Source organism: Pseudoalteromonas sp. CO109Y (assembly GCF_004208935.1).
Lineage (GTDB): Bacteria > Pseudomonadota > Gammaproteobacteria > Enterobacterales > Alteromonadaceae > Pseudoalteromonas > Pseudoalteromonas shioyasakiensis.
On record NZ_SGPD01000006.1, the window covers coordinates 168,518 to 194,612 of the forward strand.

A 26,095-nucleotide genomic window follows, 5' to 3' on the forward strand; every position below is an offset into this window, starting at 1 on the left:
GTCAAAGTTGCATAGGTTGAAATGATTATAATTGCCAATTCATGTAAGAACTAGGAAAGTCGACTTATGAATCAACCAAGACGACATCAAAAGGTGAGTGATGTCTTTTCGCAAAAGTTGGTATCGTGTCCTGCGCATACGCCTTTGGTCGATGCGGTGAGGTTGATGCATGTTCACAATGTGACGGCTATTTTTATTAAGCATGAGCAGTCTGTTGTTGGTATTTGGACGGAAGCTGATTGTTTGAAAATTGACATCAGCAGCCCGCTCTATAAGAACCTTGCCATTCACGAGGTCATGTCGGCGCCTGTTATTACAGTGCCAAATCAATGCTCAGTCAGTGATGCAACCCTGCGTTTTCAACAGCATGGCATTCGTCATTTATTGGTAATGGATAGCGAAAATCAGCCTGCGGGTATGTTGAACTTATCTGATATTGTGCATAACCAAGGTTTGGACCACTACTTACAATTTCGGCCTATTCATGAGCAGTATCGCACTGACCTAGAGATAGTTGATGCGCAAACCCCGATAGAAGAGGTTGTGCAACTGATGCGCGCAGGCCGCCTTGATAGTGTACTGGTTTATAACCGAGAGCTTGAACTGCACGGTATTATTACTCAGCGTGATATTGTTGAGCTGATCATTCAAACCGAGTGGCTAAATCCTTGTTGGCAATATGCTAGCTACCCGTTAATTGAAATTGATTGTGAAAGCAGTTTATTCGATGCGTATCGCACTATGACAGAGCGTAATGTGCGTCATTTAGTGGTCAGAGATGATGAAATTTGCGGGGTGATTTCATTTGCTGATTTGATCACAGAGATTGAGTCAGCTTATTGCTGCGAGCTTGAGCGTGCTATTGAGCAGCGTGATATTGCCTTGCAAAAATCACAACGTAACTTGTTTTTAGCAAATAAAATTATTGATGCCTCACTTGATGGCATTATGTTAACCCGTAAAGACGGCACTATTATTCAAGTTAACCCTGCTTTTACTAAACTGACCGGCTTTGCTGAGCATGAGGTAATCGGTAAGCGTCCCAATATTTTAAGCTCTACAAAACATAGCCGTTCGTTTTATCAAAAAATGTGGCATGCCATTGAATACGAAGGGGTCTGGCAAGGGGAGATCTGCAATTGCAAAAAAGATGGTGAAGAGTTTGTAGAGTGGCTCACCATTATCCAAATTAAAGACCCTAACTTTGATGAAGTACTTTATGCGGCAATTTTTAGCGACATTACAGAGCGTAAACGTGCAGAAGAAAAAATTGCCCAGCTTGCCTATTACGATGAGCTAACCGGCCTGCCTAATCGACGCTTATTTCATGACAGACTCTCTATTGCACTGAGTTCTGCCAAACGAAACCATGATCTATTAGCGGTGATGTTTATCGACTTAGACCGCTTCAAAGAGGTTAACGACAGCTTAGGGCATGACGCTGGTGATAACTTATTGCAGCAAGTGGCAGAGCGTATTTTATCAATTCTACCTGAAGGGGATACTCTTGCGCGCTTAGGTGGCGATGAGTTTGTTTTATTATGCGAAGTAAATCGGGTTGAAACACTGCTCAACTTTGCCGAACAAGTATTGCAGCAAGTGAGTATGCCGCTTGCTATTAACGAGCATGTGGTTGCAATTACAGCTTCTATTGGCGCTGCAGTTTACCCTGATGATGGCGTAGATAGTGCTACACTGCTTAAGCATGCAGATATTGCTATGTACCGTGCTAAAGAAGTGGGGCGTAATTCATTTCAATTATTCAAACCTGCGATGAATGCACGCTCTCTAGAGCGATTGGCAATGATGAGCCGATTACAAAACGCTATCGAAAGCGATGAGTTTGAGCTTTATTTCCAACCTAAGCAGGAGTTAAATTCAGGCAAAATTTTAGGGGTAGAGGCTCTCTTACGTTGGCATGAGCCAAACCTTGGGGTGATATCACCCGCTAAATTTATTCCCCTTGCTGAAGAACTAGGCCTAATTGTGAAACTTGATTTATGGGTCATCGAGCAAGCTTGTAAAGAGTTAGAAAAATGGCAGCAACAAGGCATTGAGGCAGGGCGCTTAGCAATTAATATTTCGGCAAATCACTTACGTCAGGGGCAACTAGCATCGAATGTTGAGCGCTTACTTGAGCGTTACGATGTAGACCCATACAAGCTTGAAGTAGAGCTTACTGAAAGCTGTTTTATCAGCCACTTTAGTGAAGCTAAACAAGAGTTACTCGCGCTTAAAAAGCTAGGTGTGCATATTACGTTAGATGACTTTGGCACGGGCTATTCGGCTTTAAGTTACTTAACTAAACTGCCAATTGATACGTTAAAAATAGATGCCAGCTTTATCGCAAAAGTGCCAGATGAATACGGAAATAGTGAAATTGTTACGGCGATTATTAGCCTTGCGAAAAGCTTGAGTATTCATGTTGTCGCAGAAGGGGTAGAGAAGGTAGAGCAGTTAAATTACTTACGTTCACTTAACTGCGATACCATTCAAGGCTATTACTTTTGCCGCCCAATAGCGAAGCAGCAATGGTATGATTTTTATCTCAATACCGAAAAAAGTGCCTAAGCTAGGCTAATTTCGTAAGAAGTGAACTTACGAATATTAATGACGCCAGTATCAAAAATTAAGTACTGGCCTTTAATGCCTTTTAAAATACCCGATACTTCTGGTGCTTTATCAAAATTGAAAGAACTGATTTTGCTTGGGTATTCACTTACTGGGTAGTCTAGCTCAACTACATCTTCATCGAGCTTTTCAATGGCTGTTGCGCCAAATAGCTCTGCAAGTTCACTTAACTTAGCATCAATTTGTGGGATCAACTCTCTGGCAGCAGCTTTTAAATCAATCGCTTCAGATTGACCTTTTAGCATGTTTCGCCAATTGGTTTTATCAGCAATAAATTCGGCTAAGGCAACCTCAACTAAACCCGATTGAAGACGGGTTTGTACTTTGAAGATAGGTAAAGCTTGCGTCGCACCTTGGTCAATCCAGCGTGTAGGAATTTGAGTATGGCGGGTAATACCTACTTTTAGGCCTGAAGTGTTGGCTAAATACACGTAATGCGGGATCATGCAGTTTTCTTCACCCCACTGTGGCTCACGACAGGTGCCCTTATCAAAGTGGCACGTTTCAGGTTTCATGATACACATGTCACAGCTAGCCAGTTTGCGCATACAGACAAAACAGTGGCCTTGAGAGTAGCTTTTCTTGGTTTTCTTACCACAGTTACAGCAAAAAATATTGCCTGTGAAAGTCAGCGTGAGCGGCTTACCAATATAGTCATTTAATGAAACTAGCTCATCACCGATAGGTAATTGATATTCGACAGGAGAGGTCAGTGTCGACTTTAACTTTCTGATCGTACCTTGCATCTTTACATGGCCCCTAAAGATGTTAAAAAGGGCAGTGTAACACGGCCTATTTAAATTGTGAGGCAATAAAGCTTAGATACTCATTAATCGGTACCGCTTTGCTGTAATAATAGCCTTGCCCTTGATCTGCGCCCATCTTGATCAGCATTTTTTCTGTTTCTTGGTCTTCAATGCCTTCGATAGTGATATTCATATCAAGGTTATGAGCCATATCAATAGCCGTTTTTACCACTACCTGGTTGGTGGTGTTATTCACTAAATCAAGAATAAAGCTCTTATCGACTTTAATCGTGCTAAATGAATAATTTACTAAGTAGTTTAACGATGAGTAACCGGTACCAAAATCATCGAGTACCACCTTGCTACCGAGTTTATTAAGTTCGCTGATAAAGCTGACCATTTCATCATGGTTTTTGATAAGCGCAAATTCAGTCAATTCAAACTTTAACTGATCCGCAGTAATGCCATGCTTTAAAATGGTGTTTTCGACTTTTTCGACAAGCTTAGGGATAGCTAGATTCTTGGCACTTAAATTAACGCTAATGGTATGCTCGCGATAGCCTTGTCGATTAAGCTGGGCAGCAGCTAGGCAAGCCTGATCAATCACCCATAAGCTCAACTCGTTAATTAAACCAGTACGTTCAGCCAATAAAATGAGTTGCTCAATGTCCAGGTATTTACCCGCTGTAGGCCAGCGTAACAATGCCTCTGCGCCACAGATAGCACCATTGCGTAAATTAATAATGGGCTGTAAGTAAATGGCTAAGGTATTGCTTCGCATTGCTTGTTGTAACTCAGCGGCAAGGCTGACATCCATATCGATATGCGGTGTGTTAAAGTCGATGTTTTGCTGCTTTTGTGACAACCCTAAGTAGCCACGTTGTAGCCAAATATCAAAGCCATCATCACTCACTGGCTCAGTAATGCTATAGCGGTAGTAAAGCTGCAGGTCTAAGCCTGCCACTTTATATTGCTTAGGCAGCTGTTTGCATAAGTTGCTAAGCTCTTGGTGAAGCTCTGCTTGTGATTGAATTTTGGTAGAAATAAAAGCCAGTACACCATTGCCTAAGTCAGCCACTTTTGGACTGTTATCTAGCGCTGACTCTAAATTAATAAATTGCCTATTCTTATTAATTTGATGCTCTAAAGATTGAGCCACAGTGATAATTATTTGGCTGCTTTGGCTTGGCTTTAGAATGCTCATTAGGGCATTAAATTGCTCGATTTTCACTAAGCAAAGGTTAGCGAGTCTATGCTCCGAGGTAATCGCCATATAGGCTTGTTTGAGCATTGCTTGGTTGAGTAGCTCAGTTTGTTGGGTATGGGTTGCATGATACAGCGCTTTTTCACGTTGATAACGAACGCGATCTGCCAACGCCATTGCCATGAGCACAATCTCACAGAGAATAGCGACTAAAAATATGTGCCTAACTGCAAAGCTATAAGGAATAAAGCCCGTTAGTTCTAAAGGCTGAATGGCAGCGCCTACAATCAGTGGCACCCACGACATGACATAAAATTTTGCCCACCGAAAACCGCTCACCAACTTTTTGTAAATCATGCAAATACATAGAATGTATAACGGCACCATGATGGCAAAAAAGATTTTTGAAGAATGGTATTCCAGCATAAAAAAGCTGATAAGACTGAGGCTAAACAGCAGGGCTAAAAAGCTGATACTGAGCTTGTATAAGCGGCAATTGTCTTTATGGTAGCGTAAGAACATAGTGCAAAACGCCACGGTGAAAAATGCAATCGCGTAGTTACTGAACACCACTTGCTCATTAAAAAAGATTTGCCACGATAACGGCCATAAGTAAAAACCAAAGCCGAGCACTGAGCCCATAAGTAACAGTGCTGAGATGATGTAGCCTATATAAATAAGGTAGACGCGGTCACGGATCCCTAAAAATAATACCAAGTTATACAGGGCAGCCATGATCAGCACACCAATGAAGATCCCCCAAATCCCTGATTGCGAACGTAGTAGATCTTGAAACTCTTTTTCACCATAAATATTAATAGGTGTTTTGCTAATACCCACCGTATCTATTTTTATAATGAGGGATGTTTGCTCATAGCCCTGCATTGTAAGCATGCTATGCGGTGTACTGTACTGAAACAAACTAAGACCAGATACTTTATCACCCAGCTCGGTTGTATCTATAAGCTGCCCCTTATCATCAACATGATAAACGCTAAGATAATCAACCATAGGGTTATCAAAGTGAATCGCCAGCTCCACAGGCTTTGCTTGACGGTTTTCTAAATCAAGCTTTAACCAATAATCTTGCGCCGCTAAATCCCACTCAACATCTTTAAAAGGGCGCTGTTTAAGTTTGTCTGGTTCAGCTAAAAACTGCTCGAGAGTCAGCGCTTTACTACTATCTATTCGATAAGCTGTATTACTGTAGATGGGGGCTGTTTTATCTATAGTGTAGCGGGTAGGGCTGGCTAAATGTGCAGCTAGGGTAGCAATGATAAAAAACAAAATTGTCAGAATAAGAAATGAAACAAAGTTATATTTCAGTGCTTTATTATTCAAAATTAGTTCTTTATCTAGGTAAATGTTCTTAACAGTGTAGCATTAAAAAAGCGCAGATAAACTGCGCTTTTTTCAGAATTAGACTGGTTTGACCTTAATTCTGTTCGCGAGCAATAGCACGGTAAGCGATATCAGTACGATATTCCATGCCTTCCCAGCTGATTTCATCAACTAGTTTATAAGCACGTTGTTGCGCTTCGGTTACTGTGTTGCCAAGTGCCGTAGCACAAAGTACACGACCGCCAGCAGTTACAACGTTTTCGCCATCTTGCTTAGTCCCTGCGTGGAATACTTTCTCACCTTCAGGGTAAGTAACTTGCAAGCCGCTGATTGCATCACCTTTCGGGTAGCTATCTGGGTAGCCTTTAGCTGCTAATACAACACCGACTGCTGCACGTGGGTCGAACTCGATTGCTGTTTTATCTAGTTCTTCACGGTTAGCCGCTTCGATAAGTTCAACAAGGTCAGACTTAAGACGAAGCATCATAGGTTGTGTTTCAGGGTCGCCAAAACGACAGTTGTATTCGATTACTTTTGGCGTACCATCAGCGGTGATCATTAAACCTGCGTATAAGAAACCTGTGTAAGGGTGGCCTTCTTTTGCCATACCTTCAACCGTTGGGTTGATCACTTCGTTCATAATACGTTGGTGAATTTCATCAGTCACCACTGGAGCCGGTGAGTATGCACCCATGCCACCAGTGTTTGGACCTTGGTCACCGTTGTAAGCGCGTTTGTGGTCTTGGCTAGTTGCGAATGGCAGTACGTTTTTGCCATCAACCATCACGATGAAAGAGGCTTCTTCGCCTTCTAAGAACTCTTCGATAACTACACGGCTACCCGCTTCACCGAAGCTGTTGCCTGCAAGCATATCGCGGATAGCTTCTTCAGCTTCAAGCTCTGTCATCGCAACGATAACGCCTTTACCAGCTGCTAAGCCATCAGCTTTAACAACAATTGGCGCACCTTTTTCTTTTAGGTAAGCAAGTGCAGGGTCGATTTGTTCAAACGTTTGGTAATCAGCTGTTGGAATGTCGTGACGTGCTAAGAAGTCTTTAGTGAATGACTTAGAGCCTTCTAGCTGTGCAGCACCTGCTGTTGGGCCAAAGATAGCTAGACCGTTTTCACGGAAAGTATCAACGACACCTAAAACAAGCGGTACTTCTGGACCAACAATGGTTAATTCAACGTTGTTTTCTTTAGCAAAAGTAACTAAACCTGCCAGGTCTTCAACGTTGATAGCAACGTTTTCAAGTTTTGGCTCTAGTGCAGTACCTGCGTTACCTGGAGCAACGAAAACGGTGTTTACTTTAGTATTTTGTGCAGCCTTAAACGCAAGAGCGTGTTCGCGGCCGCCACTGCCGATGACAAGTACATTCATGGCGTATAATCCTATTTATAGCGGTTTTTTAAACTTCAGCGTCATACGATCACTTTCACCAATCGCTTTATATTTAGCAGCATCTTTTTCGTCAAGTGCTAAACGCGGTGGTAGTGTCCACACCCCTTTAGGGTGATCCGCTGTATCAAGAGGGTTTGCATTAATGTCACTGCTTGCCACTAGTTCAAAGCCAGCTTGCTTTGCAATTTCAATTACATAGCTTTGCTTCATATAACCTGATGATTTCTGATCTTCATCGCTGCGCGCTTCAGGTAGGCGGTGTTCAACCACACCTAAAGTGCCGCCTGGTTTAAGTGCTTTATAAAATGCTTTAAACGCACTTAACGCGCCTTCTTTATCTTTACCCATGTACCAGTTGTGTACATTTCTAAATGTTAAGACAAGATCTGCGCTACCCGCTGGTGCAATATCAAGATGTGTTACTGGCGCAAATTCAGTTAGTTTAACTTCACTGAAGCGTGCGTCATCGCTCATCTTTTTCTTAAAACCAGCTAATGAACGTTGGTAATAACCCACCTCAGAATCAGCAGGGAAATGTGCCGCGTAGTAAACACCATGGCCTTTTACAGCTGGCGCAAGAATTTCGCTATACCAGCCACCGCCCGGTGCAATTTCAACAACTGTCATGTTTGGCTTAAAGCCAAAGAACTCAAGTGTCTCAACTGGATGGCGATATTTATCACGTGCGCTATTTTTAGCATCACGTTCGCTTGATTGCACAGCTTGTGTAAGCGCTGATTCATGAGAATGGCTTAAAGCCTGTGCTGATGTCAGTGCAAGGCTGGCAACGAGTAACGATTTTACGGCAAATTTCATCATCTGTTCCTTCATTATATGGGTAATTATTATTATTAATCAGAATACGTGAATTTGTGGCAAACAAAAAGGGTTAAGCTATGTGCTTAACCCTTTATGTGATTAGTGGCGGAAATGGCGCATACCTGTAAATACCATTGCCATACCAGCTTCGTCAGCTGCAGCGATAACTTCTTCATCGCGCATTGAACCACCTGGTTGAATAACTGCTGTGATGCCAGCCTCTGCTGCTGCATCAATACCGTCACGGAATGGGAAGAATGCATCCGATGCCATAACTGAACCTTTTACTTCAAGGTTTTCGTCAGCAGCTTTGATACCAGCAATTTTCGCTGAGTAAACGCGGCTCATTTGACCTGCACCTACACCAATCGTCATACCGTCACGTGCATAAACAATTGCGTTAGACTTAACGAATTTAGCTACTTTCCAGCAGAATAATAAATCTTTTAATTCTTGCTCAGTTGGTTGACGCTTAGATACAACCTTAAGGTCGCCTTGCGTTACCATGCCTAGGTCGCGGTCTTGAACTAGAATACCGCCATTAACACGCTTGATGTCGTGACCTGTTGCATTACCCGTCCATTCACCACATTCTAATAAACGAACATTTTGCTTAGCAGATACGATTTGTGCAGCTGCTTCAGATACTTTAGGTGCAATGATAACTTCAACGAATTGACGAGCAACAATTGCTTCAGCTGTGTCTGCATCAAGCTCTTTGTTGAATGCGATGATGCCACCAAATGCTGATGTAGGGTCAGTTTTGAATGCACGATCATAGGCTTCAAGAATGTTGTCACCAATTGACACACCACAAGGGTTCGCATGTTTTACGATAACACACGCTGGTACGTCGAATTCTTTTACACACTCTAATGCTGCGTCAGTATCAGCAATGTTGTTGTAAGAAAGTGCTTTACCTTGCAGTTGAACTGCAGTCGCAACAGATGCTTCAGTTAAGTCGTTTTCAACATAAAAAGCAGCGTCTTGGTGTGAGTTCTCACCGTAGCGCATATCTTGCTTTTTAGTGAACTGCATGTTGATAGTGCGTGGGAACTTAGTCTCTTCAGCAGCTTCCTCTGTGTAGTCAGGAACCATTTTGCCGAAGTAGTTTGCAATCATGCCATCGTACTGAGCTGTGTGCTCGTAAGCAGCAATAGCTAGATCAAAACGTGTTTTATAAGTTGTTGAACCGTTGTTGCTTTGCATTTCGCTGATCACACGGTCGTAATCTTTTGCATTAACTACGATAGTTACGTCTTTATGGTTTTTCGCCGCAGCGCGAACCATAGTTGGACCACCGATATCGATGTTTTCAATCGCATCTTCTAGGCTGCAGTCTTCTTTCGCAACAGTGTTTGCGAAGGGGTATAAGTTAACTACAACGATATCGATAGCAGAGATGTTGTTCTCGCTCATTACGTCTTCATCTTGACCGCGACGCGCTAAGATGCCGCCGTGAATTTTTGGATGAAGTGTTTTTACGCGACCATCCATGATCTCAGGGTGACCAGTATGGTCAGATACTTCAGTGACTTTGATGCCGTTATCAGCAAGTAATTTGCAAGTACCGCCAGTTGATAAAATATCCACGCCTTGTGCTTCAAGAGCGCGAGCAAATTCAACGATACCGGTTTTATCTGACACACTTAATAGTGCGCGACGAATTGGACGATGTGTATCCATTGTAGTTTTGATTACCTCAATGTTTGAGCTAGCTTAGAAAGGCGGTATTTTAACTGAATCTGCTTTAAAAAACGACGTTTAAAGCGTGAGGATTTTGCATAGTTTTTAACAGCTATAAAAAAAGCACCCTAAGGTGCTTTTTTCAAATAACTTATTACCAGTTACTATGAAGCTGTAAGCAATTATAACGATGGCTCGTTAAACTGATTACGGATTCAATATAACGGGTATTAGTTCATGCCGTACTTTTTAAGTTTCTTACGTAAAGTACCACGGTTGATACCTAGTAAGATTGCAGCACGAGTTTGGTTACCACGCGTGTACGTCATTACTTCTTCAAGTAATGGTGCTTCTAGCTCAGAAAGAACAAGGTCGTATACGTCTTGTACGTCTTGACCATTAAGTTGCTTTAAGTAGTGATGAACAGCTTTTTTCACTGCATCACGCAACGGCTGTGGTTTCTCGTGTGACTGTACATGAGGGTTTGTGATAAATGGAGAAGTCACGTTTTGTTCGAACATCGTTATATGTCTCTTTCTTTCTTAGTTAGCTGCTAGTGTTTTAAAGTATTCTTCTAATGCGTCGACTTGTGCCTGTGGGTTATCTAACGCATTAAATACTCGCCTAAACTGACCGTCACTGTCATGGGTTTGCAAATACCAAGATACATGCTTTCGAGCGATACGCGCTCCCATTGGCTCCCCGTAAAACTGATGAAGATTGTCTAAATGCTCCATCAAAATGCTGCGCACTTCTGAAATTTCAGGTGCTGGCAAATGTTCTCCAGTTCGCAAATAGTGGTCTATCTCCCTAAAAATCCAAGGGCGACCTTGGGCGGCTCGACCAATCATAATGGCATCTGCACCCGTATAATCCAAAACCTGCTTTGCTTTTTCTGGTGAAGTAATATCACCATTGGCAACGACAGGGATAGACACTGAACGTTTAATATCCCTAATTGTGGCGTACTCTGCTTCACCTTTATACATACATGCGCGCGTTCGCCCGTGTACTGCCAGTGAGGCAATGCCATAACGTTCAGCTATTCTCGCAATCTCGACACCATTACGGTTATCCTGATCCCATCCGGTACGGATTTTTAAAGTGACAGGGACATCGACAGCATTAACAACGGCATCGAGTATCTCTTGTACTAATTCAGGAAACTGTAATAAGGCAGAGCCTGCGAGTTTCTTATTCACTTTTTTAGCTGGGCACCCCATATTGATATCTATGATCTGTGCACCATTGCTGACATTGAATTGTGCTGCCTGTGCCATAAGCTCAGGATCGGCTCCGGCGATTTGCACCGAACGAATTCCCGACTCACCGCTGTGATCCATACGGTTCATCGATTTTTCAGTTTTCCATACTTTCGGGTTTGACGAGAGCATTTCAGAAACAGCAAGGCCCGCACCTAAGCGACGGCAAAGTTGTCTAAATGGTCTGTCTGTAATGCCTGCCATTGGCGCGACAATTACATTGTTCTCAAGTTGGTATGAACCGATACGCACTGTTATTCAATTGGCCTCTTTTCAAGGGGCGCTAAGTTTACGGCTTTTTTTACAAAAATCAAAGGCTATAAATTGAACAAAAGTGACTTTTTTTTGCCCTTTTCGTATTGACTTTTGATAACAGTTTGACGGGTAGGTTGATTTGTTTGATATTTGAACAGAAAAATTTTTTACTCACAAAAAAGTGAGAAACTACTAACTGTAAAAATAAGGTAAAGCCTGTTAAATACTGGCTTTACCTATTATGTTTGAGTAAATACTCTAGTGCTATTTAGGCTTTCTTGATGCCGCTGACTCGGGTCCATTCACCCTCAACAGCCACGTCATCAAGTGCTAAAAACGGGGCGTAAACATCGGCTACAGACTGAGCTTGTTCTTCTAAAATACCTGACATAGCAATTTTACCATTCGGTTTTAAAAGACCTAAAATCACTTCATGTAGTTCGCGAAGTGGTTGAGCTAAGATGTTTGCAACCACAATATCGGCTGTAAATTCTGGCTGATCTTCAGGTAAATACACTTCAAGTTTATCTGCAACGCCATTACGTTTTGCATTATCGCGGCTTGCTTCAAGGGCTTGAGGATCTATATCGATACCGATCATACGTTCAGCGCCGAGTTTGATCGCCGCAATTCCTAAAATACCTGAGCCACAACCAAAGTCGACCACGGTTTTACCTGTTAAATCTTGGCTTTCTAGCCATTTTAAACAAAGCGCAGTCGTTGCATGGGTGCCTGTACCAAAAGCAAGGCCAGGGTCGAGCAATACATTAACCGCATCAGGATCTGGAATATCGCGCCAGCTTGGGCAGATCCATAAGCGCTCACCGAATTGAATAGGGTGGAAGTTATCCATCCACTCACGCTCCCAATCTTTATCTTCAAGCTGTTCAATTTTATAAACGAGCTTATCGGCGAGTGTTGCTTCAGCATTTAATGTTGCTACTACGCTGTCCATATCATGGTTAGCGTCATACAGGCCAATCACAGTGGTATCAGCCCATAACTGCACAGTACCAAGTTTTGGCTCATAAATAGGGGTATCTTTGGCATCAACATAGGTGACTGACGCACTGCCAGTGTCCATGAGTAAGTCGCTGATTAATTCTGCGTTGTCTGCATTTGCGTTGATGCGAATTTGGATCCAAGCCATGAATATCTCTCGAATAGAAAAAAGGCCGCAACAGCGGCCTTTTAGTTAATAACGCGATACTAAATTACTTAGCATCTAAGAAGCTTTTTAGTAAGTCAGAGCGAGAAGGGTGACGTAATTTACGTAACGCTTTCGCTTCGATTTGACGAATACGCTCACGTGTTACGTCAAATTGTTTACCTACTTCTTCTAATGTATGGTCAGTGTTCATGTCGATACCGAAACGCATACGTAGTACTTTAGCTTCACGTGCTGTTAAGCCCGCTAGTACATCGTTTGTTGCGCCACGTAGTGATTCCATGGTTGCAGAATCAATAGGTGAGTCGATAGTGGTATCTTCAATGAAGTCACCTAAGTGCGAATCTTCATCATCACCGATTGGTGTTTCCATTGAAATTGGCTCTTTAGCGATTTTAAGTACCTTACGGATCTTGTCTTCAGGCATTAACATACGCTCAGCTAATTCTTCTGGGCTCGGCTCACGACCCATCTCTTGTAGCATTTGACGAGAGATACGGTTTAATTTGTTGATCGTCTCAATCATGTGCACAGGAATACGGATGGTACGTGCTTGGTCAGCAATCGAACGTGTGATTGCTTGACGGATCCACCATGTTGCATAAGTTGAGAACTTATAACCACGGCGGTATTCGAACTTATCAACCGCTTTCATTAGACCAATATTACCTTCTTGGATAAGGTCTAAGAACTGTAAACCACGGTTGGTGTACTTTTTCGCAATTGAAATTACAAGACGTAAGTTCGCTTCAACCATTTCTTTCTTCGCACGGCGGGCTTTCGCTTCACCAATACTCATACGACGGTTGATATCTTTAATTCGTTCGATGCTAAGACCTGTGCTTTCTTCAATTGCACTTAGTTTGCTGATGCAACGAATTATTTCTGGTTTAACTGATTCAAGTGCTACTGAGTATTTCTCGTTTGCAGCAATCTCAAGGTCAATCCAGCTTGTGTCTGTTTCGTTATTTGCAAAGTGCTTGATGAAGTTCTTTTTCGGTAACTTAGCAATTTGTACAGCTTGCTTCATGATGATACGTTCTTGTACACGAACGCGGTCCATCATTTCACGCATGTTGTTAACCATGCGGTCAAACTGTTTTGGCACTAATTTAAATGTTTTAAATAGTTCGCCGATTTCTGCAATAGCTTCAAGTGAATCAGGGTGTGAGCGACCTTTTTCTTCGAACGTTTCGCGTGCTTTGTTATAAAGCTCACGTAAGTTTTCGAAGTGAATACGGGCTTCTTCAGGATCTGGACCTGTGTCGCCATCGCTATCATCATCGCTATCATCATCACTATCTTCGTCATCATCGTCTTCGTCGTCTTCTTCGTCGAGTTGCTCTTCGTTTAACTCAGAACCGATGTGTGTTGCAGAAATTTGTGATTCGTCTTCATTATTAGGATCAAAGAAGCCAGAGATAATATCGCTTAAGCGCATTTCTTCAGCTTCGAATTTGTCCCATTGCTCTAGTAGATAAGTAATTGCTTCAGGGTATTCAGCAACTGAAATCTGTACTTGGTTAATACCTTCCTCAATACGCTTAGCGATTACGATTTCGCCTTCACGCGTAAGAAGTTCAACAGTACCCATTTCACGCATATACATACGTACAGGGTCAGTTGTTCGACCGATCTCTTTTTCTACAGTCGCAAGTGCAGCTGCCGCGGCTTCTGCTGCGTCTTCGTCTGTCGTTGTTTCTTGCATCATTAATTCATCGGCATCAGGTGCGTTTTCGCTTACCTTGATACCCATATCATTAATCATGCTAATGATATCTTCTACCTGATCTGAGTCGATAATGTCTTGTGGAAGGTGATCATTAACTTCTGCAAAAGTTAAATAACCTTGCTCTTTACCTTTTTGAATCAGAAGCTTTAATTGTGACTGAGGAGTTGGATCCATAGAGATTTATTCTTCCACTCTGAAAGTTGATACAACAGGCGCCAGCTCGCTTACTAATTAAGCGACACGAAAACTAACTAGACGCAGTGAATAGCACAGTATAACAGCATTATTCAATTCTGACTAGCTGTTGCTGCCTTTTAACGCTTGCGTCAGTAAGTGGCATTCTAGCCTTTCTTCGCTGCTTAAGCCTTGGGTCTTGTCTTTTATTAATAGGGTCTCTAGTCGATAATTTAAACACTGGTCTTCAATAAATTTAAAAGTATTTTTAAAAACCGTCTCTAAACGATCGTCATTTATTTGGTGCTGCCAAGTTGCTAGTTTCACTAGCGCGTCATATTCAGCGCCATCCCTAAATGACTCTAAAATTTGTGCCGTCGTGATACCTTCACGTTCTAGTGCTAAGTGCTGAATGCGTAAAAATAGCTCAATACCGGCTATTTTCATCTCAGCTAACTCTGGCATATAAGCAATGCTGGTCGCCAAATTTGGGTGTTGTAATAAAATACCAATCGCTTGGCGCATCGGCGTTATTTTAAATTTACGCTCAATCGCATGCTGTTGCTTTGGCGACTTAACGCGATTATTTAATTGCTCTCTTGTTCGACCAATTAAGCGGCCAAGATGTTCCAAAATATTTTCTTGGTAAAAATCACTAGGGATTTTTTCAATTAGTGGCAGGGCATCACTAAGGAGCTTTGCTTTACCTGCGTCTTGAGTAAGGTCTATCTCTTGGCTGAGTTTATTAAACAGCACCTTAGTAAAATCATCCGCTTCGCTTAACCTTGCTTCGAAAGCGTCTTTACCTTCTTGTTGTACCAGTGAATCAGGGTCTTCACCATCTGGTAAAAACACAAACTTTAACGACTTACCATCACCAAGATAAGGCAGTGCATTTTCTAGTGCACGCCAAGCAGCATCGCGGCCAGCACGGTCACCGTCGTAGCAGCAAATCACTTTATCTGTGGTTCTAAATAAAGTGTGCATATGTTCTGCGGTCGTTGCTGTGCCAAGGGCGGCAACGGCATATTCGATGCCTTGCTCAGCTAAAGCAACAACATCCATATAACCTTCAACAATTAAAATATGTTCAAGTTTTTTATGTGCTTGCTTGGCTTCGTATAAACCATATAGCTCAAAGCCTTTATGGAAAATACGGGTTTCTGGTGAGTTAAGGTATTTAGGACCTTGATCCGCTTGCATAACACGGCCACCAAAGGCAATCACCCGACCGCGTTTATCGCGAATAGGGAACATGAGTCGATCACGGAAGAAGTCAAATTGGCGACCAGGCGACTTTTCAGAGGCTAGTTTTAGTTCTACAAGCTGCTCTTTTTGTTCTTTGTTGCGGCCAAGTTGCTGGCATAGCGCTTCCCATTCACTTGGCGCATAACCAATCATGAACTTTTTCGCTGTTTCACCACTTAAACCACGGCCCTTGATATAGTCGATAACCGTTTTTGAGTTGGCATGATGCTTTAACTGATGCTGATAAAAGCGAGCAGCATGTAACATTAAATCGTAATCGGAGCGCTTTTGTTCTGCGGTGCGTTGTGGGCCTGAACTTGTGCCTTGTTCGCGAGGTACGTCTAAATTGAGCATACTCGCTAATTCTTCAATGGCGTCAACGAACTCTAATTTGTCGTATTCCATGACAAACGAAATTGCATTGCCATTGGCACCACAACCAAAGCAGTGGTAAAACTGTTTATCTTGAGAAACGGTAAATGAAGGTGATTTTTCGTTATGGAATGGGCAACAGGCTTGGTAGTCTTTACCTGCTTTTTTAAGGCCAACTCTCGAATCAATTAACTCAACAATATCTGTGCGAGCAAGTAAATCATCAATAAACTGTCGAGGGATCTTTCCGGCCATAGCTGTTGTATTTTCCTGCGCTATCTATGCGTTGTAAAATAAGATTTGAACACAATTACTGTGTTTATGAAAGACTAAAAGCAAGAAACCGAGCACTAGGCTCGGTTTGCTTGAATCATACATCTGTATGTGGGGGTTAGGCAGTTAATCGTTGCTTGATTAAGCCAGAAATCTTACCTAAATCGGCACGACCTTCAGCTTTGCTTTTGATAACTCCCATTACCTTACCCATGTCTTGCATACCCGCTGCGTTTGTATCAGCTATAGCCGAGTCAATAAGAGCAATGATTTCTTCTTCACTCAATTGTTGAGGTAAGAATTCTTCAAGTGCTTTAATCTCACTGGCTTCAATTTCAGCTAAATCTTCACGACCCGCATCAATGTACTGGGTGTAAGAATCGCGACGTTGCTTAACAAGCTTTACTAAAACAGCGGTAATACCGTCGTCGTCAAGCGTAATTTGCTCGTCAATTTCACGTTGCTTGATTGCAGCAAGTACCATGCGGATAGGTTTAAGACGTTCTTTGTCTTTTGCCTTCATCGCATCTTTTTGCGCATCTTTTAGCGTTAATAAAAGGCTCATTTATACAAGACCAAATACTGATTAGTATAATTTAACGCGACGTGCGTTATCGCGAGAAAGCTTCTTCATGTGACGCTTTACTGCAGCAGCTTTTTTACGCTTACGCTCAGCTGTTGGTTTTTCATAGTGCTCGCGACGACGAACTTCTGAAAGGATACCTGCTTTTTCACATGAACGCTTGAAGCGACGAAGTGCTACGTCAAACGGTTCGTTCTCTCTTACTTTAATTACTGGCATTAAAAATTCACCTACCTAAATAATGAGCGTTGCTCAAGTTGATCGAATAACGACCAAGTGGTTCAAAAATGGTGCGGTATTGTAATCCGAAGCAACACCACATGTAAAGAATAATATTAACAGAAACTAGGTTTGCAAAACAGAGTTAATTTGTCTCGCGTTGATATAGCCGACAAATCACTTGTCCGGCAGCTTTTTCTTTTAAAAGCATCCAGTTATCTGGAGTATCTAGGTCGCTTAGTTCGCTTTCGACCTCAACATATATAAGTGCTTGAGCAGATAGCCAGTTATTTTTTTCGAGTAAAAAACAACTTTTTTCAGCTAAGTTTTGTCGAAATGGTGGGTCAACAAAAATTAGATCAAATTGCTCGTTTTGCGTGTTTTGTTCTAATAATGAAAGGCTATTGCCTTGTTTTACGGCTGCATTATCCAATTTAAGGGTGCTAATGTTTTCTTTTAGTTGGCTAGCGGCGCCTTTATCTAGTTCGAAAAACACAGCATGATCAGCAAAGCGCGATAACGCCTCAAAACCTAAACCGCCGGAACCGGCAAAGCAATCGAGTACCGCTGCGCCTCGGGTATCTTGCATTAGCCAGTTAAATACAGTTTCTTTTATTCGGTCTGTGGTTGGGCGCAAGCCTTGCACATCTTTTACGGGTAATTTTCTACCGCGAAATTGCCCACTTATAATACGAATAAAACCATTTGCTGATTTATTGTTCGCTGCTTTAGCTTGGCGGTTAGCTGTTGATTTTTTTCTCATTTAACTCACTAATCATTGGTAACTGACCACTAGCTCAGATAATATTGTATGCAATAGCTAGCGCGTCATTTTTCTACTGCGCTAAAAGTGATAGTATTGCGACCTTAGCGATAGATGGTACCTGTTTATGTTTGGCTTAAAAGCTGAACTGTCACCAAACTATTATTCATGTAAGTTTATCAGATTTTTATAAGTGGTTATTAGCAAGTATGGCAAAAAAAAGTAAATTCCTGTCTTGGTTTGGTTTTGGCAAATCAGATAAGCAACAAGCAGAGCAAGCAGCAAAAGAGGCTGATAACCAGAAGCAAATAGAAGAACAACAGCGAATTGAAGCCGAAAAAGCAGAAGCGGAGCGTTTAGAGCAAGAGCGCATTGCGGCAGAAAACGCAGAGGCTGAGCGTCTAGAGCAAGAGCGTATCGCTGCAGAAAAGGCAGAGGCGGAGCGTCTAGAGCAAGAACGCATTGCGGCAGAAAAAGCAGAAGCTGAGCGTTTAGAGCAAGAACGCATTGCGGCAGAACAAGCAGAAGCTGAACGTTTAGCTCAAGAGCAGCAAGCGGCAGAACAACAACGTCAAGAACAACAAGCTCGTCTTGCTGAGCAAGAAGCAGCAATGAAATTAGAGCAAGAGCGTGCTGCAGCAGAACAGGCGCAGCGTGAAGCCGAGCAAGTTGCTGCGCAGAAGGCCGAGGCAGAACGTCTAGAGCAAGAACGTATTGCGGCAGAAAAGGCAGAAGCGGAGCGTTTAGAACAAGAACGCATTGCTGCAGAGAAGGCAGAAGCTGCTCGCTTGGAGCAAGAACGTATCGCTGCTGAACAAGCAGAGGCTGAACGTCTAGAGCAAGAACGCATTGCTGCAGAAAAGGCAGAGGCGGATCGTTTAGAACAAGAACGCATTGCTGCAGAAAAAGCAGAAGCGGATCGTCTAGAGCAAGAACGTATTGCTGCAGAGAAGGCAGAGGCGGATCGTTTAGAGCAAGAACGCATTGCTGCAGAAAAGGCAGAATCGGAACGTTTAGAACAAGAACGCATTGCTGCAGAAAAAGCAGAAGCGGATCGTCTAGAGCAAGAACGTATTGCTGCAGAGAAGGCAGAGGCGGATCGTTTAGAGCAAGAACGCATTGCTGCAGAAAAGGCGGAAGCAGCTCGCTTAGAGCAAGAACGCATTGCTGCAGAAAAGGCAGAAGCGGAGCGTTTAGAGCAAGAACGCATTGCTGAAGAACAAGCAGAAGCTGAGCGTGTAGAGCAAGAGAAAGCTGCTCAAGCCGCTGCTGAAAAACCAAAGAAAGAAGGTTTCTTCGCACGCCTTAAAAAAGGTCTATTAAAAACTCGCGTTAATATTGGTTCAGGCTTTGCGTCTATTTTTAGTGGTAAGAAAATTGACGATGAGTTATTTGAAGAACTAGAAACACAATTACTAACAGCCGATTTAGGTGTTGATACAACAATGAAGTTGATTGATAACCTAACCGATGCCGCTGATCGTAAGCAATTAAAAGATGGTGATGCTTTATATGAGTTAATGAAGCAAGAAATGGCTAGTATGCTTAAAACCGCCGAGCAGCCGCTGGTTGTAAGTGGTGATAAAAAGCCATTTGTTATCTTAATGGTGGGTGTAAATGGTGTAGGTAAAACCACCACGATTGGTAAATTAGCTAAGCAGTTCCAAAACGAAGGTAAGTCAGTAATGCTTGCTGCGGGTGATACGTTCCGCGCTGCAGCGGTTGAGCAGTTACAAGTATGGGGTGAGCGTAATAGCATCCCAGTGATTGCTCAGCATACAGGTGCAGACAGTGCGTCAGTGGTATTTGATGCATTTCAGGCTGCAAAGGCTCGTAATGTTGATGTGTTAATCGCCGATACAGCAGGTCGCTTGCAAAATAAAGATAACCTAATGCAAGAGCTTGAAAAAATTGCCCGTGTAATGAAGAAAATTGACCCAGATGCGCCACATGAAGTTATGCTAACTATTGATGCAGGTACAGGTCAAAACGCAATTAGCCAAGTTAAATTATTTAATGAGTGTGTTGGTTTAACGGGCATTAATTTATCTAAACTAGATGGTACCGCCAAAGGTGGTGTGATTTTCGCCGTTGCAGATAAATTTAATATCCCAATTCGTTACATTGGTGTTGGTGAAGGTATTGATGATTTACGTACCTTTAATAGTAGTGACTTTATTGATGCACTATTTAGCCAAGACGAGGATGACGCATAATTAACTAAAGGGAGCTTGCTCCCTTTTTCGCTGCAAGATGATTGATAACTAAAATGATAAATTTTCAGCAAGTCAGTAAAACATATCCAGGTGGCCATCGTGCCCTTGAAAAAGTCAGCTTTCATATTAAGCCTGGCGAACTGGCCTTTTTAACCGGGCACAGTGGGGCAGGTAAAAGTACACTATTGAAGCTTATCAGCTTGATGGAGCGTCCATCAGCCGGGCAGGTGCTTATTAATGGTGTTGATTTAAATGCTGTTAAATCACGCCAGATCCCTTATGTGCGCCGCGATATTGGTATCATCTTTCAGAATCACCGCTTACTAGAACGTTACTCAGTGTTTGATAATGTTGCCTTACCTTTAATCATTGAAGGTACGCACCATAAGCAAATAGCTAAACGTGTTCACGGTGCGCTTGATAAAGTAGGGTTACTTGATAAAGCTAAGTGTAATCCAGCAACCTTATCAGGTGGTGAGCAGCAGCGTGTAGGTATTGCTCGCGCTATTGTCAATTCACCGCCAATCCTATTAGCCGATGAGCCAACTGGTAACTTAGACCCTGAACTTTCGATGGACATTTTACGTTTATTCGAAGACTTTAATAATCATGGTACAACCGTGCTGATTGCAACCCATGATATTGGTTTAATTGCGCGTATGCGTTATCGCAGCCTAACACTGAAAGATGGCCGTATGATTGACGATCCGTTAGCTGAGGGGGCACTATGAGTTTATTGTTTAAAAGCCGCAACAGCCAAAACGAACGTCAGAAGAAGTCATTTTTAGCAGCGCCTTATTTCTTCTTTATTAATCTTATTCGCCAAGGTGTGCACAGCCTCGGTGAAATGTGGCGAACGCCTTTAGCCTCATTGATGACCATTGCGGTATTGGGATTAAGCTTAACACTGCCAGCGACGCTTTATTTAGTGGTTAAAAATGTCTCGCAAGTGAGCAGTGGCTTTGAAGATGCCGCAGAGATCTCGTTGTTCGTAAAAGAAACTATGAGCGAACAGCAAACGCAAACCTTGGTTAAGCGTTTAGCACTCTACCCTGAAGTAGATAAAGTGGAGTTTATATCAAAAGGCGATGCCCTCACTGAATTTAAACAAGTATCAGGATTTGGCCAAGCACTTGAATATTTAGATGCGAACCCGTTACCTGATGTTGTTATTGTTACGCCGACAGCACGATACCGTCAGCCAAATACGGCAAAACAATTACTGCAAAAACTTGAAGGCGAAAGAGAAGTTGATTTTGGTAAACTCGATATTGCTTGGCTTGAGCGATTAAATGCACTTTTAAGTTTATTAAAAGAAAGCGTGATCACCATTGCTCTACTATTATTAACCTCCGTCACCCTGATCATTGGTAATACTATCCGCTTATCAATCATGGATAAGAAAGACGAAATTCAAGTTATGAAGTTAGTTGGGGCGACAAACACCTTTATTCATGCGCCATTTTTATGGACAGGGATTTGGTACGGTATTATTGGCGGTTTGTTCTCTTTTATTTGTGTTGCGTTAATGATGTGGTGGCTTGGTGCTGCTGTAAGTGATGTTGCGGGTGTTTATGAAACCAGCTTTGACTTGATTGGTTTAACACTCACAGAGTTTGGCATTTTAGTCGCTCTTGCAACAGGCTTAGGATTTGTTGGTTCATACTTATCAGTTAACCGCTACATAAAAGAAATTGAACCCGATAAAGTGTAACAATTCATTGTTACACTGCTCTTTTAGCGATAAATAGTAGTCGCTGTTAATTTATCAAAATATCACTCCAAGCTAGAATTCATCGCTTATTCAGCGTGTTAGCGTAGACTAAAAATAGATGCAAAAACCACTTGATTTGAACTTTAAAAAAGTTTTTAATTGAAGTTAGCACTCTCGCTTAAAGAGTGCTAAGATGGTTTCAAATGTTTATCACTGAGGTGAAAAATGAGTAAAGATTTATACGCAATGGCACTTACTGCAGGTCAACAGAGCGCAAGTATGGACGGCTACCTTCAAGCGGTTAGCACTATTCCTATGCTTGATGCAGAGAAAGAAAAGCAGTTGGCGACACGTCTTCAGGAAGAAGGTGATCTTGAAGCTGCGAAGCAACTCATTATGTCGCATCTACGCTTTGTTGCTCATATTGCGAAAAGCTATTCAGGTTATGGCTTACCGCAAGCTGATTTAATTCAGGAAGGTAACATCGGTCTGATGAAAGCGGTAAAACGTTTCGACCCAAGTGTAGGTGTTCGCTTAGTTTCATTCGCAGTACACTGGATCAAAGCTGAAATTCATGAATACGTACTGAAAAACTGGCGTATCGTGAAAGTTGCAACTACAAAAGCGCAACGTAAATTATTCTTCAACCTGCGTAAAAACAAAAAACGTTTAGGTTGGTTTAACCAAGCTGAGGTTAGCACAGTTGCTAATGAGCTAGGTGTAAGTGAAAAAGAAGTACGTGAGATGGAATCACGTATGAGTGGCCAAGATATGGGCTTTGACTTAACGGGCGACGACAATGACGACGCACCGACAAGCACATACTCGCCAGTACAGTATTTAACAGATGGCAGTGCTGACCTTGCTGATGATATCGAAGAGCAGCAATGGCAAGAACAGTCTCATGCACGTTTATTCAGCGCCTTAAAAACCCTTGATGAACGTTCTCAAGACATCGTAAGTGCACGTTGGTTAGCTGACGATAAAGCAACATTACAAGAGCTTGCTGAGAAATATAACGTTTCAGCAGAGCGTGTTCGTCAGCTAGAAAAAACAGCGATGAAAAAACTGCAATCAGCGATGAGCTAATAGCAATCGCTATAGCAATCGCTATAGCAAACCATCTTTAGTAGACTACAAAGCCTCGCAAATGCGGGGCTTTTTGTTTTAAAAGGACGCGGTATGTCACAGATTGATTATCAACATGTATTAGATGAAATCACAAAAGAAGTTCAACCATTACTGAGCCAAGGTAAGGTTGCTGATTATATTCCTGCGCTTGCAGAGGTTGAGCCAAACCAGTTTGCCATTGCTATTCATACAGTAGATGGGCAAACCTATTGCGCGGGTGATTGTAGTGCGCGTTTTACAATTCAATCTGTTTCGAAAGTAATGACCTTAACTTTAGCACTTCAGCGTTATGGTGATGAGCTGTGGCAACGAGTCGGTAAAGAGCCTTCAGGCACCGCTTTTAACTCACTTACACAGCTTGAGTTTGAACAGGGCATACCACGCAACCCATTTATTAATGCCGGCGCGATTGTCACCTGTGACGCGTTATATAGCCGTTTATCTGCGCCAATGCACTCTATGCTTGAGTCATTTCGTCAGTTATCAGGAAATGCTCAGGTTGTTATTGATAAGAAAGTGGCAAATTCTGAATATGAGTTTCGTCATCGCAACGCCGCGATGGGGCATCTAATGAAGTCATTCGGCAACTTTAATAATGAAGTTGATGATGTGTTATGGGCTTACTTTAACTTCTGTGCCATAGAGTTAAACTGCGTAGAATTAGCAAAAGCTTACAATTACTTAGCAAACCAAGGTAAAGATGCCAATGGCCAAGAAGTACTCAGTGCAAGGCAAAATAAGCAGTTAAACTCGTTACTGTTTACCAGTGGTTTATACGATGCTGCTGGGGATTTTGGCTACCGTGTTGGTATGCCGGGTAAGTCTGGGGTGTCGGGTACTATTTTAGCTGTATTACCAAATCAATTTACTGTGGCTGTGTGGGCGCCAAGACTTAACTCGTATGGTAACTCAGTAGCTGGGATAGCGGCTCTTGAGCGTTTATCCCAGAAACTGGATATTTCGATTTTTTAGTCGCGCTTACTGATCCCAGTAAACTTGCTCTAAACAATCTTCACGTTCAGGTAAGCCACGAGATAAACGTGGCGAGTGCTGAACAAGTACTTCATAACTTGCACGGTTAGCGTATTTACTAATTTGTGCAAGCGATGAGTAGGTCATAGCAGGCTGCTGATGCTTCGCTGAGTTTGCCACATTAAGTTTGTGGTAAACGTTTGCTGATAAGTCATGTAGTACCGCGGCCAGAGCACAATCGCCTGCGCCATTGGTATTTTTAATACTATCTGGGCCGCCCATAAACGGTGCTGTGTGGCTGTAAGCACGAATTGGGTTTTGGCAGTCGTCTTTACGCATTGCGCGCGAAAATTCATAACGGTTAAAGTCAGCAATCGCGCCTGGTAATAACGGGTATTCTGTTTCACGCTTGAATGAGTCGTCTACGTAACCGGCCATAAACAAGCCTTTTTCGCCAGCCGTGCAAATAACTAAATCAGTCCAATCTAGCGCTTTGTCGGCTGCCAGAAGCGGATCTTCAAAGCCAGTAATCGCAAGACCTTCCTCTTCGTTCATAGCAAGAATATCAACATGCTCTTTTACAAAGTCAGCCCACCAAGCAGGGTCTTGTTCAATTAGAAACTTAGTGCCAAGGGTTAAAACCACAGGGACACCTGCATCATTGGCATATTTCACTGCCTGCATGGTCGCTTCTGTCATGGTTTCATCACCTTGAGTACGCATTAGGTATGCGCTGATCACCAGTGCTGATGAATTCTCAATAAGTGCCTGATCGATTGATTCAGGGCGCAGGTGATTCATAAGCCCCGCGCTGATTGCGAAGGTACGCTCACCGGTCTCGTCAATTAAGGTAAAACAACGACCAATAGGGCCATCTACAGGCTGAAGGTAGTCAAGGTCAACGCGGCTAGAGGTGTTACATAAAAAACGGTATGCATAGCTGCCGATTTTGATATTTTCACTCATTACCCCTAACAGTACTGATCGGTCGTCAGCTAGGGTAGAGTAGTTGTGCATGGTGTTACCTACCGTACCACCGGCAAACTCATAATCGATCATATTGTCGAGTTTTAGTCTGTCGTATAGCGCGTTGGTAATATCGTTATCGATCACTTGCGACATGCCACGGCGCAATTGAAATTCATCTAGGAAAGCTTGATCAACTTTCGCTTCAATATCTACCACAATTTGGTCGATACCCGTAATATAACTACGTTGTAGTCGGTCGGTTGAGTTAAGTTGATTCGTCAGTGGATCTTTGGCTTCCACCGGAAAATAATGTTTATGCCTGCGGCGTCCAGGAAATTTCATTTGCTACCCGTGTTGTAAGCTAAATAAAAAAAGCGCGAGATTATAGCGCAATATGGGTCCATTGAGCCATGAAAAAGCCACTAAATTTTGCGTTAATTTTTAAGTGTAGCAGTATTTATTGCCGACATTTTTCACTAACTAGGTATAATTACTCACAGTTTTACAAGATTTGTGTGATATATGAGCGAACAATTTAGCGACCAATATTGGATGGAAAAAGCATTAAACTACGCTAATGAAGCGGCTGCTATTAATGAAATTCCGGTTGGTGCTGTGCTGGTAAAAGACAATCAACTGATCTCCTATGGTTATAACCGCTCAATTATCGATAACGACCCATCCGCTCATGCTGAAATGATGGCAATCCGCGAAGCAGGTAAAGTACTTAATAACTACCGATTAATCGATTGCACCTTGTATGTTACGTTAGAACCTTGTTCTATGTGCGCAGGTCTGTTGGTACATAGCCGTATTAAGCGATTGGTATTTGGTGCTAAAGATGCCAAAACGGGATCGGCAGGATCAATTATGAATCTGCTGCAAGAACCTAGGCTTAATCATCAAGTTGAAGTAACCGGTGATGTTATGAGTGAGCAGTGTGGGGCGGTAATTTCAGCGTTTTTTAAGCGTCGTAGAGAAGAGAAAAAGGCGGCAAAGCAGGCTGCTCGCAACGCCTAGTTATACAACCGGCGTTGCAGGAACTTGTGCTTCCATTAACTGCATCGCAAATAAGCGGCGACGCCAAATAACTTTTTTGTGTGTATTACGTAGCATGATACGACGGCGGGTCGCCGTTGAGTAAATAACATTACGCTTGAACTTATGTGTCGTGCGTCTTCTTTTTAACATGAGTGCTCCTTAAGTGAGAGTAAA

22 protein-coding genes are annotated in these 26,095 nt (G+C 42.5%); 7 read left to right on the top strand and 15 right to left on the bottom strand.

Annotated elements, in window-relative coordinates; all coding sequences use genetic code 11:
• Positions 1–66 precede the first annotated feature (66 nt).
• Positions 67–2,571 carry an EAL domain-containing protein gene (locus EXT43_RS01720; protein WP_130166217.1) on the top strand — a complete coding sequence of 835 codons (2,505 nt, stop codon included), beginning with the start codon at positions 67–69 and terminating at the stop codon, positions 2,569–2,571.
• On the opposite strand, the gene EXT43_RS01725 is transcribed toward EXT43_RS01720, so the two are convergent.
• The 13 genes from EXT43_RS01725 to rsmD all read right to left on the bottom strand — a co-directional run bounded on the left by EXT43_RS01725 (position 2,568) and on the right by rsmD (position 17,878).
• Positions 2,568–3,377: a DUF2797 domain-containing protein gene (locus tag EXT43_RS01725; RefSeq protein WP_130166218.1), complete on the bottom strand. Its 810-nt coding sequence runs from the start codon at positions 3,375–3,377 to the stop codon at positions 2,568–2,570. The genes EXT43_RS01720 and EXT43_RS01725 overlap by 4 nt on opposite strands.
• Positions 3,378–3,423: 46 nt before the next feature.
• Positions 3,424–5,922, bottom strand: a complete 2,499-nt coding sequence (locus tag EXT43_RS01730; RefSeq protein WP_062566447.1) for an EAL domain-containing protein — start codon at positions 5,920–5,922, stop codon at positions 3,424–3,426.
• A 94-nt stretch (positions 5,923–6,016) separates the two neighbouring features.
• Positions 6,017–7,303, bottom strand: coding sequence for a phosphoribosylamine--glycine ligase (gene purD / locus EXT43_RS01735; RefSeq protein WP_062566446.1), 1,287 nt, complete (start codon positions 7,301–7,303; stop codon positions 6,017–6,019).
• Positions 7,304–7,318: 15 nt separating this feature from the next.
• Positions 7,319–8,140, bottom strand: a complete 822-nt coding sequence (locus EXT43_RS01740; RefSeq protein WP_058585847.1) for a class I SAM-dependent methyltransferase — start codon at positions 8,138–8,140, stop codon at positions 7,319–7,321.
• 102 nt (positions 8,141–8,242) lie between these two features.
• The gene (purH, locus tag EXT43_RS01745; protein ID WP_054551039.1) at positions 8,243–9,829 is read right to left on the bottom strand and encodes a bifunctional phosphoribosylaminoimidazolecarboxamide formyltransferase/IMP cyclohydrolase; all 1,587 of its coding nucleotides are present in this window, start codon (positions 9,827–9,829) and stop codon (positions 8,243–8,245) included.
• 230 nt (positions 9,830–10,059) lie between these two features.
• Complete coding sequence (gene fis, locus EXT43_RS01750) at positions 10,060–10,350, bottom strand: DNA-binding transcriptional regulator Fis (protein WP_002957804.1); 291 nt, start codon at positions 10,348–10,350, stop codon at positions 10,060–10,062.
• 21 nt (positions 10,351–10,371) lie between these two features.
• Positions 10,372–11,343 (bottom strand): tRNA dihydrouridine synthase DusB, encoded by a 972-nt coding sequence (gene dusB, locus EXT43_RS01755; protein WP_054560983.1) that lies wholly within the window; start codon positions 11,341–11,343, stop codon positions 10,372–10,374.
• A 271-nt stretch (positions 11,344–11,614) separates the two neighbouring features.
• Entirely contained in the window at positions 11,615–12,496 is an 882-nt protein-coding gene (gene prmA / locus EXT43_RS01760; RefSeq protein WP_055020740.1) for a 50S ribosomal protein L11 methyltransferase, read from the bottom strand.
• Between the two features lie 64 nt (positions 12,497–12,560).
• Positions 12,561–14,420 carry an RNA polymerase sigma factor RpoD gene (gene rpoD, locus EXT43_RS01765; protein ID WP_062566445.1) on the bottom strand — a complete coding sequence of 620 codons (1,860 nt, stop codon included), beginning with the start codon at positions 14,418–14,420 and terminating at the stop codon, positions 12,561–12,563.
• 123 nt (positions 14,421–14,543) lie between these two features.
• Positions 14,544–16,295, bottom strand: coding sequence for a DNA primase (dnaG, locus tag EXT43_RS01770; protein WP_062566444.1), 1,752 nt, complete (start codon positions 16,293–16,295; stop codon positions 14,544–14,546).
• Positions 16,296–16,431: 136 nt separating this feature from the next.
• The gene (locus tag EXT43_RS01775; RefSeq protein WP_054551044.1) at positions 16,432–16,878 is read right to left on the bottom strand and encodes a GatB/YqeY domain-containing protein; all 447 of its coding nucleotides are present in this window, start codon (positions 16,876–16,878) and stop codon (positions 16,432–16,434) included.
• Between the two features lie 21 nt (positions 16,879–16,899).
• Positions 16,900–17,115, bottom strand: coding sequence for a 30S ribosomal protein S21 (gene rpsU / locus EXT43_RS01780; RefSeq protein WP_002957797.1), 216 nt, complete (start codon positions 17,113–17,115; stop codon positions 16,900–16,902).
• Between the two features lie 145 nt (positions 17,116–17,260).
• Complete coding sequence (gene rsmD / locus EXT43_RS01785; protein WP_062566443.1) at positions 17,261–17,878, bottom strand: 16S rRNA (guanine(966)-N(2))-methyltransferase RsmD; 618 nt, start codon at positions 17,876–17,878, stop codon at positions 17,261–17,263.
• A 209-nt stretch (positions 17,879–18,087) separates the two neighbouring features.
• Between rsmD and ftsY the strand changes: the two genes are divergently transcribed.
• The 5 genes from ftsY to glsB all read left to right on the top strand — a co-directional run bounded on the left by ftsY (position 18,088) and on the right by glsB (position 23,911).
• Positions 18,088–20,094, top strand: a complete 2,007-nt coding sequence (gene ftsY, locus EXT43_RS01790; protein ID WP_130166219.1) for a signal recognition particle-docking protein FtsY — start codon at positions 18,088–18,090, stop codon at positions 20,092–20,094.
• Between the two features lie 53 nt (positions 20,095–20,147).
• The gene (ftsE, locus tag EXT43_RS01795) at positions 20,148–20,825 is read left to right on the top strand and encodes a cell division ATP-binding protein FtsE (protein WP_054560978.1); all 678 of its coding nucleotides are present in this window, start codon (positions 20,148–20,150) and stop codon (positions 20,823–20,825) included.
• Entirely contained in the window at positions 20,822–21,808 is a 987-nt protein-coding gene (ftsX, locus tag EXT43_RS01800; protein ID WP_054551047.1) for a permease-like cell division protein FtsX, read from the top strand. The genes ftsE and ftsX overlap by 4 nt, the downstream gene beginning before the upstream one ends.
• 225 nt (positions 21,809–22,033) lie before the next feature.
• Complete coding sequence (gene rpoH / locus EXT43_RS01805) at positions 22,034–22,897, top strand: RNA polymerase sigma factor RpoH (protein ID WP_054551048.1); 864 nt, start codon at positions 22,034–22,036, stop codon at positions 22,895–22,897.
• A 93-nt stretch (positions 22,898–22,990) separates the two neighbouring features.
• Entirely contained in the window at positions 22,991–23,911 is a 921-nt protein-coding gene (gene glsB / locus EXT43_RS01810; RefSeq protein ID WP_054560977.1) for a glutaminase B, read from the top strand.
• Between the two features lie 6 nt (positions 23,912–23,917).
• Here the strand turns inward: glsB and EXT43_RS01815 are convergent, their stop codons facing one another.
• Positions 23,918–25,222, bottom strand: a complete 1,305-nt coding sequence (locus EXT43_RS01815) for an inosine/guanosine kinase (protein WP_054560976.1) — start codon at positions 25,220–25,222, stop codon at positions 23,918–23,920.
• 180 nt (positions 25,223–25,402) lie between these two features.
• Here EXT43_RS01815 and tadA point away from each other — a divergent pair, with 180 nt between their 5' ends.
• Positions 25,403–25,900, top strand: coding sequence for a tRNA adenosine(34) deaminase TadA (tadA, locus tag EXT43_RS01820; protein ID WP_054560975.1), 498 nt, complete (start codon positions 25,403–25,405; stop codon positions 25,898–25,900).
• On the opposite strand, the gene EXT43_RS20640 is transcribed toward tadA, so the two are convergent.
• Positions 25,901–26,071, bottom strand: coding sequence for a hypothetical protein (locus EXT43_RS20640; RefSeq protein WP_165385080.1), 171 nt, complete (start codon positions 26,069–26,071; stop codon positions 25,901–25,903).
• Positions 26,072–26,095 lie beyond the last annotated feature (24 nt).

Excerpts from the sequence above, each read along its gene's own strand:
- ftsX (WP_054551047.1), top strand. The coding sequence starts at position 20,822 with ATGAGTTTATTGTTTAAAAGCCGCAACAGCCAAAACGAACGTCAGAAG.
- EXT43_RS01725 (WP_130166218.1), bottom strand. The coding sequence starts at position 3,377 with ATGCAAGGTACGATCAGAAAGTTAAAGTCGACACTGACCTCTCCTGTC.
- fis (WP_002957804.1), bottom strand. The coding sequence starts at position 10,350 with ATGTTCGAACAAAACGTGACTTCTCCATTTATCACAAACCCTCATGTA.
- EXT43_RS01815 (WP_054560976.1), bottom strand. The coding sequence starts at position 25,222 with ATGAAATTTCCTGGACGCCGCAGGCATAAACATTATTTTCCGGTGGAA.
- EXT43_RS20640 (WP_165385080.1), bottom strand. The coding sequence starts at position 26,071 with ATGTTAAAAAGAAGACGCACGACACATAAGTTCAAGCGTAATGTTATT.
- tadA (WP_054560975.1), top strand. The coding sequence starts at position 25,403 with ATGAGCGAACAATTTAGCGACCAATATTGGATGGAAAAAGCATTAAAC.
- rpoD (WP_062566445.1), bottom strand. The coding sequence starts at position 14,420 with ATGGATCCAACTCCTCAGTCACAATTAAAGCTTCTGATTCAAAAAGGT.
- EXT43_RS01775 (WP_054551044.1), bottom strand. The coding sequence starts at position 16,878 with ATGAGCCTTTTATTAACGCTAAAAGATGCGCAAAAAGATGCGATGAAG.
- dnaG (WP_062566444.1), bottom strand. The coding sequence starts at position 16,295 with ATGGCCGGAAAGATCCCTCGACAGTTTATTGATGATTTACTTGCTCGC.
- ftsY (WP_130166219.1), top strand. The coding sequence starts at position 18,088 with ATGGCAAAAAAAAGTAAATTCCTGTCTTGGTTTGGTTTTGGCAAATCA.
- rpoH (WP_054551048.1), top strand. The coding sequence starts at position 22,034 with ATGAGTAAAGATTTATACGCAATGGCACTTACTGCAGGTCAACAGAGC.
- glsB (WP_054560977.1), top strand. The coding sequence starts at position 22,991 with ATGTCACAGATTGATTATCAACATGTATTAGATGAAATCACAAAAGAA.
- ftsE (WP_054560978.1), top strand. The coding sequence starts at position 20,148 with ATGATAAATTTTCAGCAAGTCAGTAAAACATATCCAGGTGGCCATCGT.
- purH (WP_054551039.1), bottom strand. The coding sequence starts at position 9,829 with ATGGATACACATCGTCCAATTCGTCGCGCACTATTAAGTGTGTCAGAT.
- purD (WP_062566446.1), bottom strand. The coding sequence starts at position 7,303 with ATGAATGTACTTGTCATCGGCAGTGGCGGCCGCGAACACGCTCTTGCG.
- EXT43_RS01720 (WP_130166217.1), top strand. The coding sequence starts at position 67 with ATGAATCAACCAAGACGACATCAAAAGGTGAGTGATGTCTTTTCGCAA.
- rpsU (WP_002957797.1), bottom strand. The coding sequence starts at position 17,115 with ATGCCAGTAATTAAAGTAAGAGAGAACGAACCGTTTGACGTAGCACTT.
- EXT43_RS01740 (WP_058585847.1), bottom strand. The coding sequence starts at position 8,140 with ATGAAATTTGCCGTAAAATCGTTACTCGTTGCCAGCCTTGCACTGACA.
- rsmD (WP_062566443.1), bottom strand. The coding sequence starts at position 17,878 with ATGAGAAAAAAATCAACAGCTAACCGCCAAGCTAAAGCAGCGAACAAT.
- prmA (WP_055020740.1), bottom strand. The coding sequence starts at position 12,496 with ATGGCTTGGATCCAAATTCGCATCAACGCAAATGCAGACAACGCAGAA.